At 35.9% G+C, this 16669-nt stretch carries 13 protein-coding genes, 1 pseudogene and 1 riboswitch; of the genes and pseudogenes, 6 read left to right on the top strand and 8 right to left on the bottom strand.

Annotation, left to right across the window (positions count from 1 at the left end):
* Positions 1 to 10: 10 nt before the first annotated feature.
* The gene (locus B6C84_RS05710) at positions 11 to 376 is read left to right on the top strand and encodes a YkgJ family cysteine cluster protein (protein ID WP_108720926.1); all 366 of its coding nucleotides are present in this window, start codon (positions 11 to 13) and stop codon (positions 374 to 376) included.
* A 178-nt stretch (positions 377 to 554) separates the two neighbouring features.
* The gene (locus B6C84_RS05705; RefSeq protein ID WP_255545831.1) at positions 555 to 2021 is read left to right on the top strand and encodes an amino acid permease; all 1467 of its coding nucleotides are present in this window, start codon (positions 555 to 557) and stop codon (positions 2019 to 2021) included.
* 127 nt (positions 2022 to 2148) lie between these two features.
* Here the strand turns inward: B6C84_RS05705 and infA are convergent, their stop codons facing one another.
* From infA to bamD, 6 genes and pseudogenes are all read right to left on the bottom strand, one after another.
* The gene (gene infA, locus B6C84_RS05700) at positions 2149 to 2367 is read right to left on the bottom strand and encodes a translation initiation factor IF-1 (RefSeq protein ID WP_025315083.1); all 219 of its coding nucleotides are present in this window, start codon (positions 2365 to 2367) and stop codon (positions 2149 to 2151) included.
* Between the two features lie 235 nt (positions 2368 to 2602).
* Positions 2603 to 3259, bottom strand: a complete 657-nt coding sequence (gene nadD, locus B6C84_RS05695; RefSeq protein ID WP_086354335.1) for a nicotinate-nucleotide adenylyltransferase — start codon at positions 3257 to 3259, stop codon at positions 2603 to 2605.
* Entirely contained in the window at positions 3253 to 4257 is a 1005-nt protein-coding gene (gene holA, locus B6C84_RS05690; RefSeq protein WP_086354334.1) for a DNA polymerase III subunit delta, read from the bottom strand. Before holA ends, nadD begins: the two co-directional genes overlap by 7 nt.
* A 9-nt stretch (positions 4258 to 4266) precedes the next feature.
* On the bottom strand, positions 4267 to 4758 hold the full coding sequence (gene lptE, locus B6C84_RS05685; protein ID WP_065614278.1) for an LPS assembly lipoprotein LptE: 492 nt from the start codon (positions 4756 to 4758) through the stop codon (positions 4267 to 4269).
* 38 nt (positions 4759 to 4796) lie between these two features.
* Entirely contained in the window at positions 4797 to 7379 is a 2583-nt protein-coding gene (gene leuS / locus B6C84_RS05680) for a leucine--tRNA ligase (RefSeq protein ID WP_086320209.1), read from the bottom strand.
* 255 nt (positions 7380 to 7634) lie between these two features.
* A pseudogene (gene bamD / locus B6C84_RS05675) lies at positions 7635 to 8357 on the bottom strand (outer membrane protein assembly factor BamD); the annotation flags it as partial.
* 93 nt (positions 8358 to 8450) lie between these two features.
* Between bamD and rluD the strand changes: the two are divergent.
* Positions 8451 to 9425, top strand: a complete 975-nt coding sequence (rluD, locus tag B6C84_RS05670) for a 23S rRNA pseudouridine(1911/1915/1917) synthase RluD (protein WP_065577979.1) — start codon at positions 8451 to 8453, stop codon at positions 9423 to 9425.
* 8 nt (positions 9426 to 9433) lie between these two features.
* The gene (gene pgeF, locus B6C84_RS05665; RefSeq protein WP_086354336.1) at positions 9434 to 10201 is read left to right on the top strand and encodes a peptidoglycan editing factor PgeF; all 768 of its coding nucleotides are present in this window, start codon (positions 9434 to 9436) and stop codon (positions 10199 to 10201) included.
* Between the two features lie 205 nt (positions 10202 to 10406).
* Here the strand turns inward: pgeF and B6C84_RS05660 are convergent, their stop codons facing one another.
* Complete coding sequence (locus B6C84_RS05660; RefSeq protein ID WP_086354333.1) at positions 10407 to 11021, bottom strand: 7-carboxy-7-deazaguanine synthase QueE; 615 nt, start codon at positions 11019 to 11021, stop codon at positions 10407 to 10409.
* Entirely contained in the window at positions 11018 to 11446 is a 429-nt protein-coding gene (queD, locus tag B6C84_RS05655; RefSeq protein WP_086354332.1) for a 6-carboxytetrahydropterin synthase QueD, read from the bottom strand. Before queD ends, B6C84_RS05660 begins: the two co-directional genes overlap by 4 nt.
* Before the next feature lie 3 nt (positions 11447 to 11449).
* Positions 11450 to 11495, bottom strand: a riboswitch (PreQ1 riboswitch).
* Positions 11496 to 11769: 274 nt separating this feature from the next.
* Between queD and clpB the strand changes: the two genes are divergently transcribed.
* Positions 11770 to 14340 (top strand): ATP-dependent chaperone ClpB, encoded by a 2571-nt coding sequence (gene clpB / locus B6C84_RS05650; protein WP_086354331.1) that lies wholly within the window; start codon positions 11770 to 11772, stop codon positions 14338 to 14340.
* Positions 14341 to 14662: 322 nt separating this feature from the next.
* On the top strand, positions 14663 to 15457 hold the full coding sequence (locus B6C84_RS05645; RefSeq protein WP_086354330.1) for a Cof-type HAD-IIB family hydrolase: 795 nt from the start codon (positions 14663 to 14665) through the stop codon (positions 15455 to 15457).
* Positions 15458 to 16669: the final 1212 nt, after the last annotated feature.

Genomic DNA, 16669 nt, shown 5'->3' with positions numbered 1-16669 from the left:
TACTTTCTTCATGTTTAATAGAGTTAAAAATTTAGCTCGCTATTTTACCCTTAACTTGCTATTGTCACCATTAAAATTTATAAAACAACAACAAATTCCTCTAAATCCAATGACTGATTCATTTAAATGTCGTAAAAATTGCGGTGCCTGTTGTATTGCGCCATCAATTTCATCTACTATACCTAGTATGCCTAATGGTAAACCAGCTGGTATTGCCTGTTTTCATTTAGATGAGAATTTTCAATGTAAATTATTTGGTAATGCTAGTCGACCTCTAGTCTGTAGTCGTTTAAAACCTTGTTTTGAAATGTGTGGAACAAATCGCGATCAAGCGATGGATTATTTAACTCAATTAGAACAGTTAACTAGCAACTAAGTATTGCGAATATTTAACATATCAGTTGTATTATTAGAATTATTTATCTCGCAAAGAAATTTTTTTGATACACTTCAACGCAATTTATCAGCTAATGATAAATATCCGAATAAATTATTTTAAATCAGTTATTAACCTAGATATAAAGCATAAGGTAGTAACTAAGTATATTTAGAATCTGTTTAACAAGAAGAAAATTGATATGAATAATAAATTAAAGCGTGATTTAAAAGCCCGTCATTTAGCGATGATAGCCATTGGTGGCTCTATCGGAACCGGGTTATTTGTCGCTTCAGGCGCTACTGTTGCACAAGCAGGTCCTGGTGGTGCACTACTTTCTTATGCCATTATCGGCATAATGGTTTATTTTTTGATGACTAGTTTGGGTGAGCTTGCTGCTTATCTTCCGGTTTCTGGGACATTTGCGACCTATGGATCACGCTATGTAGATGAAGCTTTTGGTTTCGCTATTGGTTGGAACTACTGGTATAACTGGGCAATAACAGTTGCCGTTGACCTAGTTGCTGCACAATTGGTGATCTCCTATTGGTTTGATGCCGGTGCTTATAGTTGGTTGTGGAGTCTATTATTCCTAACGATTATCTTTTGCTTAAACTATGTTTCTGTAAAAGGTTTTGGTGAAGCAGAATTTTGGTTTTCATTAATTAAAGTCGTCACTGTGATTTTATTTATTGTAGTTGGTTTATTAATGATTATTGGCATTTTAAAAGGTGCTGAAACTGCTGGTTGGCAAAACTGGCAAGTTGGCGATGCTCCATTTGTTGGCGGTTTTTCCTCAATGATTGGTGTTGCGATGGTTGTTGGTTTCTCATTCCAAGGTACTGAGCTAATTGGTATAGCAGCAGGAGAATCAAAAGATCCAGAAAAAAACATTCCAAAAGCAATGAAACAAGTGTTTTGGCGAATACTATTATTTTATATTTTGGCAATTTTAGTTATTAGTTTAATCATCCCATATACTGATCCTAACTTACTACGTAATGATGAAACTGATATCAGCGTTAGTCCATTTACTTTAGTTTTTCAGCATGCAGGACTATTATCTGCAGCAGCTATTATGAATGCGGTGATTTTAACTTCAGTTCTTTCTGCAGGTAACTCCGGTTTATACGCTTCAACCCGTATGCTATATGCTTTAGCTAAAGAAGGTAAAGCACCGAAGATCTTCGGAAGATTATCTTCATCAGGTGTACCTGATATGGCATTATTTGCGACAACATTAGTGGCTATGCTTTGCTTCTTAACCTCGCTATACAAAGATCAGGAAGTATATTTATGGCTACTTAATATGTCAGGTATGACAGGGTTTATTGCTTGGCTTGGTATTGCTATTAGCCATTATCGTTTTAGAAAAGGCTACATAGCACAAGGACATGATCTAAATAAATTACCATATCGTTCGAGTTGTTTCCCATTTGGCCCTATTTTTGCCTTTATACTTTGTTTGACGATAACATTAGGTCAAAATTATGAAGCATTTTTACAAGAGACCATTGATTGGAACGGTGTCATTGCCACTTACATTGGTATTCCATTATTTCTTTCGATTTATTTTGGTTATAAAATCGTTAAAAAGACTAAATGGATAAAGTATGAGCAAATGGATTTTTCTCAAATGGATTAATTAGATAGTAACCTAAATTATGACTTGCACTTCCGTCGACTTTAGTCGACGGAATTGTATTAAAAAAGAGAAAATAACTAATCAACTTATTAGTTAATAATGTAAAACAACAAGCGTGATAACGATATTAACGACTACGGAATATGATACGTGCTTTTGAAAGATCGTAAGGTGTCATTTCTACCGTTACTTTATCGCCAGTTAGAATTCGAATATAGTTCTTTCTCATCTTTCCAGAAATGTGTGCAGTAACAACATGACCGTTTTCAAGTTCAACACGAAACATCGTGTTCGGAAGAGTATCAAGAATAGTACCTTGCATTTCAATGTTATCTTCTTTTGCCATTGGGGCCTCTTAATATTAAATACAAATTAAATACACTCAAATTAAAAAACATCATTCTCATTTTCTTTACGATTAACTAGAAAAGCGAATTAATCAAACTCAACTAAATTACCAAAATGTTTTTTGATCAAGATAAAGTGATTGATTTGAGTATAAACACAGAACTGCTACATTCAAATTATCTAAATATAGCGGCGAAATAATGCCGAAAAAACTCTCAGATGTAAAGTCATTTCTAACATTTCTTTGCATTATAGAGCCTATTTTCATGTATATATTGCCAAACTTTAGGCGATAATAACTTTTCACAGCTTTGTTGATTATCAATATTTTGTCGGATTTCTGTTGCTGAAATTGCTTCAAGCGGAGTATTAGCAAAGTAAATATAGCCATTAGGACATTGATGTAATGTTTGACTAACTTGGGTTTGGTTTTGATAAATCCATTGTTGTAACTTGGTATCACAAGAGGTTTGAGCATAACCAGGCCGCTTACATATTAGCAAATGACAATAATCAAGTAATTTTTGCCATTCTTTCCATGTTGGTAAACTAAGCAAAGAATCTTGCCCCATTATAAAAGCTAAACTTTGCTGAGTACCATTTTGCTGACGCCATGATTTGAGAGTATCAATGGTAAAAGAGGGCTGATTGATTAGCGTTGGTTCTAATTCTCGAGTATCAATTGAAAATAGAGAATGATCTGCTATAGCCAGCTCCAACATAGCTAAACGTTGCTCAGTATTGGCCTCAGGTTGTGGTTTATGAGGTGGAATACGGTTAGGTAACAGATTAATTTTAGTTAATCCTACCTCTTTGGCTAAGGCTAAAGCTGGGCGTATATGTCCATAATGGATTGGATCAAAGGTTCCACCAAATAACGCAGTTAGCACTTATTTAGCCCCATAAACTGCATAGTTAAACTCAACAGCGCATCCCAGATAGGTAAATCATTATTATGTTTTAGACTAATTTCAATGTCGGTTAAAGTCGCTAGTAGGGCGAATAATGCTTTGATATCAAAACGATTCAAATAATAGCTATACATGGTTCTTCTATTTTGCCACACTCTGTATTCGTCAAAAACTTGACGAGGTGATTTTTCGGCCAAAGCTAATTTTAAATTGATCAACAAAATCAATTCACGTTGAATAATCCGCATCAATATTAATGGCTCAAAGTCATTCATTTTTAGCTGTTGTAAAACATGTGTTGCACGTTTTGCTTTATGGGAAAGCATTGCATCAATCCAATGAAAAGGCGTAAATATTGCTGAATCATTAATATTTGATTCAACTTGCTCATAAGAAATAGTTTGATTGGGATAGAGTAAATTTAATTGTTCAATAAGCTGTGTCAACGCCAACAAATTACCTTCATAATAATAGCTAAGTAACTCAATCGCAGGAGATTCAATAACTATTTGCATTTGTTGCAAATAGCTTTTGATCCATTGTGGTAATTGTGCTGCTTCAGGTGTTGAACAATTCACTACCACTAATTTGTCAGATAAAGCCTTATACCATGATGCATTTTCTTGGTTCTTAGTGATCTTAACTAGACTAATTATCAAGCCAATATCAGGCGTCAACATTTCACATAATGTATTCAATCTTGCCGCGACCGAAACATTTAACACACCTTCTCCAATATCTATACAGAGTAAAGTCTTGCTTGAAAATAGATTCATTGCTTGGCAACTATCATACATTGCCGACCAATCTGTTTGGCTATTTATGGTAAAAGAAAGTTGCTCGTCATATTGAGCTTGCTTAAAAGCATAACGTAATTGAGTTTGTACATAATGTTGCAGATAAGGATCGCTACCTAAAATTAAATAATAAGGCGATCCTAATTGCTGGTTTATTTTTTCAGCACTAATTTTAATCATAACAAGTCGTTAGTTTGCTGCATCAACTGCTTTCAATTTACGGATGATGTCTTTAGCTGCTTGCTTATACATTTCATCTTCAATCAAATTTTGTTCTACAGTCTTAGCCAATGCAGCTGCTGGATTATCGAAGAAGGTACGGAATATACGAACAGTAATTGGATGAATTTGTTCGCCAGCGATGACTACTTGAGCTTGAATAGCCAATACTAACTGATATTCCGCAGCTTTACCATCTTGATAGATTGATATAGTGCTTCTATCCAATGAATCACTGACTATGCGTAATGATGGATATTTAGCTTTATTATTGGCTTCAGCTAATGTAACCCCATTATCGCGTAGCAACTCTTTAATATCCCTTGACAATCGGCCGTATGGATCACCACTCTCATAAGACAGTGTCTTAAAGCGAGCAGGAACTTCGGGTTCATATTGCAAATGAAAACCGCATCCAGACAACAATATTGTCAATAACATCAAAGCCAAATATTTTTTCATTGGTATCATCACCTATATCTTAGTTATATCCAACATTATTAACTTACAACCAAATTCAATAATTTGCCTGGCACATAAATAACCTTACGAATAGTTGTATCAGCTAAATATTTTTGAATGTTTGGTTCTTGCTTCGCTTGCTCTACTACAAAATCTTGTTCGGCATCCGCAGGAACGGTAAATTTACCACGCACTTTACCATTGATTTGTACCACAATTAATTTTTCATCTTCGACCATTGCCGATTCATCAGCAGTAGGCCATGACGCATTATCAATGGTTTCACTATTACCTAATGCTTGCCACATAATAAAACAAGCGTGAGGCATCATAGGATAAAGTAATCTAACAACTGCATTTAATGATTCATCCATTAACGCACGGTCTTGATCTGTATCTTGTGGCGCTTTTTGTAGGCGATTCATAAATTCCATTACTGCTGCGATTGCGGTATTGAAGGTTTGGCGGCGACCAATATCATCGCTGACTTTAGCAATCGTTTTATGTAGTTCACGACGTAACGCTTTTTGATCGGCAGTCAAATTAGATAGATCAAGAGTTGTTGTTTTACCTAGTTGAGCATGTTCATATACTAAACGCCATACACGTTTAATAAATCGATTAGCACCTTCTACACCAGATTCTTGCCATTCAAGAGTCATATCGGCTGGAGACGCAAACATCATAAATAATCTAACGGTATCTGCACCATATTTTTCAACCATCTCTTGCGGGTCGATACCATTATTTTTCGATTTAGACATTTTTGTCATACCAGCATGAACAAGTTCATTACCTTTGCTATCTGTGGCTTTAGCAATACGACCTTTGTCATCACGTTCAATAGTGACTTCAGTTGGTGAAACCCAAATTCGTTCATTGGTAGGGCTGGTGTAATAGAACGCATCAGCTAAAACCATACCTTGGCATAACAAGCGTTTAGCTGGTTCGTCTGATTTTACTAAACCAAAATCACGCATTAATTTATGGAAGAATCTAAAATAGAGTAAATGCATAATTGCATGTTCAATACCACCAACATATTGATCAACAGGCAACCAATAATTTGCTGCATTTTCATCTAACATACCTTTGTCATAATGAGGGCAGGTATAGCGTGCATAGTACCAAGACGACTCCATAAAAGTATCAAAAGTATCCGTTTCACGTAGTGCAGGTTGACCATTAACTGTAGTTTTTGCCCAATTCGGATCTGCTTTAATTGGACTAGTAATACCATTCATTTCAACATTTTCTGGTAAAATGACTGGCAGTTGATCTTCTGGAGTTGGGATTGTTGTGCCATCTTCAAGTGTCACCATAGGAATAGGTGCACCCCAATAACGTTGACGAGAGACTCCCCAATCACGTAAACGATAATTTACTTTACGATTACCAATACCTAATGCGATAAGTTTATCTGCGATGGCATTAAAGGCTTGTTCAAAATTAAGACCGTCAAACTCACCAGAATTAAATAATTTACCATGTTCAGTATAAGCTTGTTGTGATAGATCGGGCACTTGATCATCTTGTGTTAAAATAACAGGTTTAATTGGTAGATTATATTTTGATGCAAACTCATAATCACGTTCATCGTGACCAGGAACCGCCATTACGGCACCTGTGCCGTATTCAATTAAAACAAAGTTTGCAATCCAAACTGGAACTTTATCACCGGTTAATGGATGGATAGCAAAAAATCCTGTTGCCATACCTTTCTTTTCCATTGTTGCCATATCGGCTTCAGCGGTTTTAGTCGTCTTGCATTCAGCAATAAATTCAGCAATTTTGGGATTATTTTGCGCAGCTAACTGAGCGAGTGGATGTTCCGCTGCTACCGAAACAAAACTCACACCCATTAGCGTGTCAGGACGAGTAGTATAAACACGCAATTTGTCGCTATAGTTTTCAACGGCAAAATCAAACTCTACCCCTTCAGAACGACCAATCCAGTTTCGTTGCATTGTTTTAACTTGTTCTGGCCAGCTTTCAAGAGTATCTAAGTCATTCAATAATTCATCAGCATATTCAGTGATTTTGATAAACCATTGAGGAATTTCTTTACGCTCAACTGGAGTATTACAACGCCAACAACAACCTTCAACTACTTGCTCGTTAGCTAATACAGTCTGGTCGTTTGGACACCAGTTAACAGCTGAAGTTTTTTTATAAACTAAACCTTTTTCAAATAGTTTAGTAAAGAACCATTGTTCCCATTTGTAATACTCAGGACGGCAAGTTGTCACTTCACGATCCCAATCATAACCAAAACCAAGTAGCTGTAATTGCTTCTTCATGTAAGCAATATTTTCATAAGTCCATTTGGCTGGCGCTGTATTATTTTTAACTGCTGCGCCTTCGGCGGGTAAACCAAATGCATCCCAACCGATTGGTTGTAATACATTCTTACCATTTAAACGTTGGTAGCGCGAAATAGTGTCACCAATTGTATAATTTCGAACATGACCAAGATGTAAACGACCTGAAGGGTATGGAAGCATTGACAAACAGTAATACTTCTCTTTCGATGGATCTTCAGTAACGTGGAATGTTTTGTCTTCTTGCCAATGTTTTTGTACTTTGGCTTCAATTTCATCTGGGCGATATTGTTCTTGCATGACGAATTAATGTCCTATCTATTATTGCTAATAAAAATAATTTGCTAATTGTATTGGTTATTGAGGTGTTTTACAAACGTTATGTGAATTGTAAGATTGATTTATTAGGAATTAAAAGATGTAATTTGGATATTGTGCATTAATAAAAGCGTAAAAAGCGGGCTATGCCCGCTTAGTAAATAATTAGCCACCATTGAATACACTAGTAAATTTAGAGAAGAATGATTTTTGTTCTTCTTTTGGTATGTTTTCTAAATTGGCCTGAATAAGTTGATCAACTTTTTGGCTCTCATCAACTAAACCTAATTCATTGTAAGCATTACGCATCAATAACAGTGCGCTCTTAGTTGAATCAGTATCAGGGAATAAAGCCAACATTTGGGTAACCCGATTAATTACTGCAACATAAGCACCACGTTTAGTGTAATATTGCGATACTTTTAATTCATGACGAGCAATACGGTTTTTCAAAAATACTAAACGCTTTTTGGCATCTGCGGCATAACTACTATTTGGAAAACTAGTTACCAAATAAGTAAAATCTTTAAATGCAGCCATAGCAAACTCAGGATCTCGGTCTGAACGATCGACATTAAACCAACCCTGAATTGTATTGTCATTTTGCGCCATATTTGAAATTCCGCGCATGTAAATTACCCAATCAATATTTGGGTGCGTTGGGTTTAATTTTAAAAAGCGGTCAATTGATGCAATGGCCAGTGGATAATCCGCTGTTTTATAGTAGGCATAAATCAAATCTAATTGAACTTGTTGTGAATAAGGTCCAAATGGATAATTTTTGTCTATAGCCTCTAAAACACTAATACTGGATTTGATATTTCCACTCTCAAGCTCTGTTTTAGCTTTATTGTGGAGCTCAATCTCTGGCACATTTTCAACATCATGCTTTGTACTTGTACAGCCAATTAGCATGCTACTTAAAGCGATAGCTAACAAAGTTTGTAAACGCAATTTCATTCAGTTTTCAATCCAAAATATAATTAAACATTAAAGGCGATGATTAGTATATAATACTCTAAAACATAACAGCTTAAAATAGATAAATTACACATGCATAAGTTAAAACTTTCATCTGAAATCGAACAAACCCAGCTTGGAATGCGTTTGGATCAGGCTTTGTCCGAGCTTTTTCCTGATTACTCAAGGTCAAGAATTAAAGAATGGATCGTAAATAATAAAGTACTAGTTAACAATAATATTGTAAATAAACCCAAAGATAAAGTACTTGGTGGCGAAAAAATAATTATTGAAGTTGAAATTGAAGAAGAAACTTATCACCAACCAGAAGATATAAAACTTAATATCGTTTATGAAGATGATCATATCTTGGTTATTAATAAACCTCGAGATTTAGTTGTTCATCCTGGTGCTGGAAATCCAAATGGTACCGTATTAAACGCATTACTTTATCACTATCCAGATATCTCTCGGGTACCAAGAGCAGGCATTGTCCATCGTCTAGATAAAGATACCACAGGATTAATGGTGGTTGCTAAAACCATTGAAGCACAAACTCATTTAGTAGAATCATTACAATTACGAGAAATAACTCGTGAGTATGAAGCGGTTGCTATGGGGATCATTACCGCTGGCGGTAGCGTAGATCAACCAATTACTCGCCATCCAACTAAACGGACTCATATGGCGGTTTTTCCAACCGGAAAACCAGCAGTAACCCATTATCGTGTTATGGAAAAATATCGATTACATACCCGATTACGTTTAAGACTTGAAACAGGGCGTACCCATCAAATTCGTGTACATATGGCACATATTGCCCATCCATTAGTCGGTGATCCTCTTTATGGTGGTCGACCTAGACCACCGAAAGGTGCTAGCGAATCATTTATCCAAACTTTACGTGATTTTGATCGTCAAGCCTTACATGCCACTATGTTACGTTTATATCATCCAATTACTGGCGAGCTAATGGAATGGCATGCACCAATACCTGATGATATGCAAAAACTAATTCAAGAATTACAATTAGATACCGAACTTCACAAAGATGAACTTGATTGGTAATAGTTATGATTAAATCAATTTATCCCTATTGGCCGGCACCGACAAATATTCGTGCTTTTACTACAACTCGCATCGGTGGTGTGAGTTCTGCGCCATTTGATAGCCTAAATTTAGGTAGCCGTACTGGTGATGATTTAAATGATGTTGTTGAAAATCGTCGTCTTATCATTAGTGCTGAAAAAATCCCTAGCGAACCTTATTGGTTAAATCAAACCCATAGCACAACTGTACTTGATATTTCAGAAATTCAACTACAACCAGCACATGGATTGATTGGTAATAGTGAACGTTTTGAAGCTGATGGATCATATACCCGGCAAGCAAAACAAGTTAGTGTCGTGTTAACGGCTGATTGTATGCCAGTACTATTTTGTTCAGTCGACGGTAATCAAGTCGCCGCTGCCCATGCAGGTTGGCGTGGGCTTTGTCATGGTATTTTAGAAGAAACGGCTAAGAAATTTTACTGTAAGGCTACTGATATCATAGTTTGGCTTGGTCCTGCAATTGGCGCTACAAAATTTGAAGTAGGTGGCGAAGTGAAAAAACAGTTTGAAGCTTACGATGCAAATGCGCATCATGCATTTAAACTAATAGATGCTAAACAACAAAAATATTTAGCGGATCTTTATATGATTGCCAAACAGCGATTAAATTCAATCGGTATAAGCCAGATTTATGGTGGTAACTATTGCACCTATACCGAGCGAGACTTGTTTTACTCCTACCGTCGAGAAAATAAGACAGGAAGGATGGCAACAATGATTTGGTTTGAATAAAACCACTAAACAAGGCTTCGAATAATCTATTAATCATGATAAAAACAGATCTAGATGATCTGTTTTTATCATTTCTGTCATACCGATAACTAGATAGAAATTCTTATTCCCTTAATAATGATTCATCATAACTGAAGGTATTTTATCGTATAGGATAATAGTCTATTTTATTTTTATAACCTATAGTGAAAGTTTGCCAATCTAACTATTCAATATTGGCAAACTTATGTGTTTGTAGGCTTAGCATCCATTTATTATCAATACGATTATGATTAATCTTACCTAACAACTCAATGGTATCAAACATATTCATCTCACCATTGACTTCGCAAGGTGACAAATAATAACGCTTAGCTTGAATATGCTGCTCAATATAGTAACAAAAATCGATAAATCCCGTTTGTTTCTCTGCGACAATTCTTACTTCACTGGCTGTTGATTGCAAAATTTTTTGATAACGATGGTGATAACAAAATTTAGGACTCAGTGCAATATAATCAATCAGCGGATCGACTTTACCTAGTCCATTACTCTCAATTGCAATATAGTAACCAGCTTGTTTTAGATGTGTTAATAATAAAGATAACTCTTTAACCATTGTGGGCTCACCACCGGTAATAATAATATTGCTACTTTTATATTGTTTAACTTTTGTCAGTATTTGCTCTAACGTAAAACGTTGAAATTTGCGGAAATTAGTATCACACCAACTACAGTTTAAATTACAACCGGCAAAACGAATAAAAATAGCTGGCATACCAGTGTTATAACCTTCGCCTTGTAAAGATTCGAAGATTTCAACAATACGATATTCGATCATTTTTCGCTCCGATGATACTCACAATAAGAAGTAGGGGTTTCCCAAAGCTTAATCATCGACACAGGTAGAAATTGTGATAAGCAGTCAAAAATAAATTTGCTCATTCCTTCTGCAGTAGTGCGACAAGGAAAAGCAAAAATTTTACGTTGCATTTGCTGTAAAAGCTCTGCTATTTGGCTTTCATTAGCATTATTTTGATTATAAAGATAAGCATGATCGAGTTGGTCAATAATTTGCTGTTTTACAACTGATTTTATGTCAGCATAATCCATTACCATATCCGCACTTGAACCGCTGGTAATAAGTTCATTGCTGATCTCGACTAACAAACGGTAGGTATGACCATGTAGGTTATGACATTTTCCATTGTGCCCATCTAACATATGACAAGCATCAAACTGGAACTCTTTAGCAATTTTAAACATATTTCTTTCCTAGTTTTTTTTCGTGGGATGGATTACGAACCACGGTTAGCTAACCTAACAAAATAAAGCGGCTAATATAAAGGATAACAGCTTAAGTGTCATCCAAATTTACTAAACATTTTTGCTTAAGTGCTGGTTTTTCAAACTACTTTATCTTTTATAAAGACGCGAGTAAAATATAAACGATTTTATTGCAAAAATTCGTCAAAAATATTGTTAATCAGCTCTTGAAATTTATTCTTCCACACTCATTTAGTGATTATGCAAATGGATTGAATGTGTTACACATTTAAACCAAATTTATTGCTTAGGAGATAAATAATATGAGGTTAGATAAACTCACTAACAAATTTCAACAAGCTTTAGCTGATGCGCAATCAATCGCATTAGGTAAAGACAATCAATATATAGAGCCAATTCATGTATTATCTGCCATGCTCAATCAAGAAGGCAGTGGGATTAATCCATTACTGGTGGCGTCAGGCGCAAATATTGCGACATTACAACAAGAATTAAATCAAGCAATCGAACGTTTACCTCAAGTTCAAGGCATTGGTGGTGAAGTTATTCCATCACAAGAATTAGTAAGAATTTTGAATCTATGTGACAAACTAGCGCAAAAAAATGGCGATAGCTATATTTCATCTGAACTATTCATACTAGCTGCATTAGATGAAAAAGGTAATTTAACTGATATTTTAAAAAGAGCTGGTGTCAGCAAAGACAAATTTAGCCAAGCAGTTAACCAAGTAAGAGGGAGTGATAACGTGAACGATCCTAATGCTGAAGATCAACGTGGTGCATTGAAAAAATATACCATTGATTTAACAGAAAGAGCCGAACAAGGCAAGCTTGACCCAGTCATTGGTCGTGATGAAGAGATTCGTCGTACAATACAAGTATTACAACGTCGAACCAAAAACAACCCCGTGCTTATTGGTGAACCAGGCGTAGGTAAAACAGCTATCGTTGAAGGATTAGCACAACGTATTGTTAATCGTGAAGTGCCAGAGGGTTTACGTAACAAACGAGTTTTATCATTAGATATGGGGGCATTAATTGCCGGTGCTAAATATCGTGGTGAATTTGAAGAACGCTTAAAAGCGGTACTTAAAGACATCGCCAAAGCCGAAGGTAGTATTATTCTCTTTATTGATGAAATACATACTATGGTCGGTGCCGGTAAAAGTGACGGTGCAATGGATGCTGGTAATATGTTAAAACCAGCTTTAGCTCGAGGTGAGTTACACTGTGTTGGTGCTACCACGCTTGATGAATATCGTCAATATATCGAGAAAGATCCGGCATTAGAACGTCGTTTCCAAAAAGTATATGTAGCAGAACCGTCAGTTGAAGATACCATCGCAATATTGCGTGGTTTAAAAGAACGTTATGAACTGCATCATCATGTGCAAATTACCGATCCAGCAATTGTTGCAGCAGCAACTTTATCGCATCGTTATATCTCTGATCGTATGTTACCAGACAAAGCGATCGACTTAATTGATGAAGCAGCATCAAGTATCCGTATGCAAATGGACTCAAAACCAGAGTCATTGGATCGGCTTGAACGACGTATTATTCAGCTCAAACTTGAACAACAAGCACTCAAGAAAGAGTCTGATGATGCAAGTAAAAAACGACTTGAGATGTTAAATGATGAACTTGCTGAAAAAGAAAAGGCTTATGCATCACTTGAAGAAGAGTGGAAATCAGAGAAGGCTGCACTTTCGGGTACTCAAAATATCAAGGCCGAGTTGGAAAAAGCACGTACTGAAATAGAACAGGCACGCCGAATGGGTGACTTAAACAAGATGTCCGAACTACAGTATGGCAAAATCCCCGAATTAGAGAAGAAACTAGCTACAGCCACACAGCTAGAAGGTAAAACCATGAAGTTATTGCGTAACAAAGTCACCGATAACGAAATTGCTGAAGTTTTATCGAAAGCAACAGGTATTCCTGTATCGAGAATGCTAGAGAGTGAAAAAGAAAAACTTTTACATATGGAAGATGCCTTACATAAACGCGTTATTGGCCAAAATGAAGCGGTGGTTGCTGTGGCCAATGCTATTCGTCGTAGTCGAGCAGGGCTTTCTGATCCGAATAAACCGATTGGTTCATTCTTATTCTTAGGACCAACCGGGGTTGGTAAAACTGAACTTTGCAAAACATTGGCTAACTTTATGTTTGACAGTGAAGATGCTATGGTGCGTATCGACATGTCTGAGTTTATGGAAAAACATTCTGTGGCTCGATTAATCGGTGCTCCTCCTGGTTATGTTGGTTATGAAGAAGGTGGCTATTTAACTGAAGCTGTGAGACGACGACCATACTCAGTCATCCTCCTTGATGAAGTCGAAAAAGCTCATCCGGATGTCTTTAATATCTTATTACAAGTATTGGATGATGGACGACTAACCGACGGGCAAGGTCGAACTGTCGATTTCCGCAATACAGTAATCATCATGACATCTAACTTAGGTTCTGATCTGATTCAAGGTCAAGTCGAACTAAGTTACGACGAGATGAAAGCCCTAGTCATGACAGTGGTAACCAAACACTTCAGACCGGAGTTTATTAATCGTATTGATGAAACAGTGGTATTCCATCCATTAGGACAAGAAAACATCAAAGCAATTGCGAAAATTCAATTAGCTCATGTTGAAAAACGTCTTGATGAACGTGGATATGAAATGGATATCTCTGATGCTGCACTAGAACAACTAGCTAAAGTTGGCTTTGACCCAATTTATGGTGCAAGACCATTAAAACGTGCAATACAACAAGAGATTGAAAACCCATTAGCTCAACAGATTCTATCTGGAAAATTAGTTCCTGGTAAAACGATTCATCTAGATTTGGATGAAGGTAATATTGTTGCCAAACAGTAAAACTAGTTATTGATTGGTTGTCGAAAATACAACAATATTAAAAAAGCCAAAAAGCCTGAAAATTAATTTTCAGGCTTTTTTATTATTTTTTTACTATTAAGCAAAGTAACTGTAAATTAAGATTTTAAAGATTTATATTTTTAAACCAAAAAATATATTTAGTTTCAATTTACTTATTATATAAACATAATTGCTCCAAACCACATTCTAAAAATTCAAATAATTTTAAATAAATATATTAAATATAATTCAATTGCCTACTTACAAACAACTAGGATAAAATTTACATTAATCGATTAGTTCACATTAAGGAAATATAAAAATGATTAAATTAATTATCACTGATTTAGATGGAACGTTTTTAAATGATCAAGGCGATTATGATCGGGATTTGTTCAGGCAAGTTAATGATCTTATGGCTAAACAAAATATCCAATTTGTTGCTTGCACAGGTAAACAGTGCGAACGTGTTGAAGAATTATTTGGATCTTATAGTGATAAAATTTGGATCGTCGGTGATAGCGCAACAGCTATTAAACATAATGGTGAATTTGTTTATCGATCTTTTATTCAAAACCAGATTGGTCAACGTATTATTGCTACGCTTGAACAAGCCAGTAAAGAGCATGTTATTATCGCATGTACCAGTAATGGTGCTGTAATTAAATCTAATCTACCTGCTCATTTAAAACAAAAAGTACGAGGCTCTTATACAACTATTATTGAAGTTGATGATTTAACAACAATCACAGACGATTTTATAAAAATTACTGTTTATGATGAAAATGGCCAATGTCCACAAACACGCACCCATTTAACGCCTTATGAAAATGATGTTTATATAGTAGTGTCGGAAGCCGCTTGGATCGATATCACTGAGTACAACGTACACAAAGGTAACACTATAAAAAAACTACAACAAATGTTAAATGTTACCTACCACGAAACAATGGCATTTGGTGATGGCTATAATGATATCGAACTACTTGAGCAAGCCAACTATAGCTTTGCTATGCGAAACGCCTTTGATGAAACCAAAGCAGTAGCTAAATTTATTACTGGATCAAATAACGAAAGTGCTGTGATGAAAACTATCCAATTGATGTTAGCACTGTAGATGTATGTTTAATAATTATGTAAAAAATTACTGTCATTAAAAGATAATAGGCTAGGTATCAAATTTTTGTATAAAAGATAAGTAATTTATTAGTCTATAGTTGCTTTGGTAGTTTAGAAACATAAATCTTATTTTGGCAGATAAGTATGGTGTATTTCATTTAGCGACATTCGCAACGTGCTGACAACTGAGCGAGGTTAGCATGGCAAACAGGGATGTTTGCCAAGGCGGTGCTTTGTCAGGAACAAATCACAGCCGGTGCGTTAAAAGCGAACGAAGGCGGAAGGTAGTCACATCGTGACCACTTGCGTAGTCGCCGCGGGAGATTGTAAAGAGGGTTCGCGCTAACCCTCTTAACTCGGACGTAATCGCCGTATAAAAATAACCGCAAAACAACAAAACGTCCGAAATTCAAACAACCAAAAAATTTTGAGGAGAGGGGTTTTTAAAGCCAAAATCTATCCAATAAATCGTTAACGTTAGTTATAACATCAGCTAGTTCCAATAATAAAAGTGTATTTTGGCAAATAAGTTTGGTGTATTTAATTTAGCGACATTCGCAATGTGCTGACAACTGAGAGAGGTTAGCATGGCAAACAGGGATGTTTGCCAAGGCGGTGCTTTGTCAGGAACAAATCACAGCCGGTGCGTTAAGACCGAACGAAGGCGGAAGGTAGTCACATCGTGACCACTTGCGTGGTCGCCGCGGGAGATTGTAAAGAGGGTTCGCGCCAACCCTCTTAACTCGGACGTAATCACCGTATAGAAATAACCACAAAACAACAAAACGTCCGAAACTCAGCGAACCAAAAAACTTGAGGAACGGGGTTTTTTAAACGCAAAATACCTTCTAAAAACGATTATAAAATTGTCAAAATCAAAAGCCTAATCTGCAAATTATTAATATTAAAAATGGTGATTTTTTAAGAGGGGATAAAGGGGATATTATTTCTAATAAACAGCAAATAACCGATGCTGTTTTCGGGCTAGCAGTATTCATCTTTACAAAAGTTAACAATTAAACCATCAAAAAAAGTTGCATGGTTTTTTGCAATCACTATACTTTTATAGCATATTTATACGAATGGATAAATTTTATGCCGTTAGGCTTAAAATTTTAAATAAATCATAAAATTGGATTGACAAGGATATCTGATATGGATTATAATTTTCAACACGCAACACGCAACACGCAACCTGCCCAACCTATAA

This window comes from Gilliamella apis, assembly GCF_002142155.1.
Lineage (GTDB): Bacteria > Pseudomonadota > Gammaproteobacteria > Enterobacterales > Orbaceae > Gilliamella > Gilliamella apis.
Note: the sequence above shows the minus strand (reverse complement) of the source record. Positions and strands in the feature narration are given on the sequence as shown.

Excerpts from the sequence above, each read along its gene's own strand:
- B6C84_RS05710 (WP_108720926.1), top strand. The coding sequence starts at position 11 with ATGTTTAATAGAGTTAAAAATTTAGCTCGCTATTTTACCCTTAACTTG.
- infA (WP_025315083.1), bottom strand. The coding sequence starts at position 2,367 with ATGGCAAAAGAAGATAACATTGAAATGCAAGGTACTATTCTTGATACT.
- holA (WP_086354334.1), bottom strand. The coding sequence starts at position 4,257 with ATGATTAAAATTAGTGCTGAAAAAATAAACCAGCAATTAGGATCGCCT.
- lptE (WP_065614278.1), bottom strand. The coding sequence starts at position 4,758 with ATGAAAAAATATTTGGCTTTGATGTTATTGACAATATTGTTGTCTGGA.
- leuS (WP_086320209.1), bottom strand. The coding sequence starts at position 7,379 with ATGCAAGAACAATATCGCCCAGATGAAATTGAAGCCAAAGTACAAAAA.
- rluD (WP_065577979.1), top strand. The coding sequence starts at position 8,451 with ATGCATAAGTTAAAACTTTCATCTGAAATCGAACAAACCCAGCTTGGA.
- B6C84_RS05660 (WP_086354333.1), bottom strand. The coding sequence starts at position 11,021 with ATGATCGAATATCGTATTGTTGAAATCTTCGAATCTTTACAAGGCGAA.
- queD (WP_086354332.1), bottom strand. The coding sequence starts at position 11,446 with ATGTTTAAAATTGCTAAAGAGTTCCAGTTTGATGCTTGTCATATGTTA.
- clpB (WP_086354331.1), top strand. The coding sequence starts at position 11,770 with ATGAGGTTAGATAAACTCACTAACAAATTTCAACAAGCTTTAGCTGAT.
- B6C84_RS05645 (WP_086354330.1), top strand. The coding sequence starts at position 14,663 with ATGATTAAATTAATTATCACTGATTTAGATGGAACGTTTTTAAATGAT.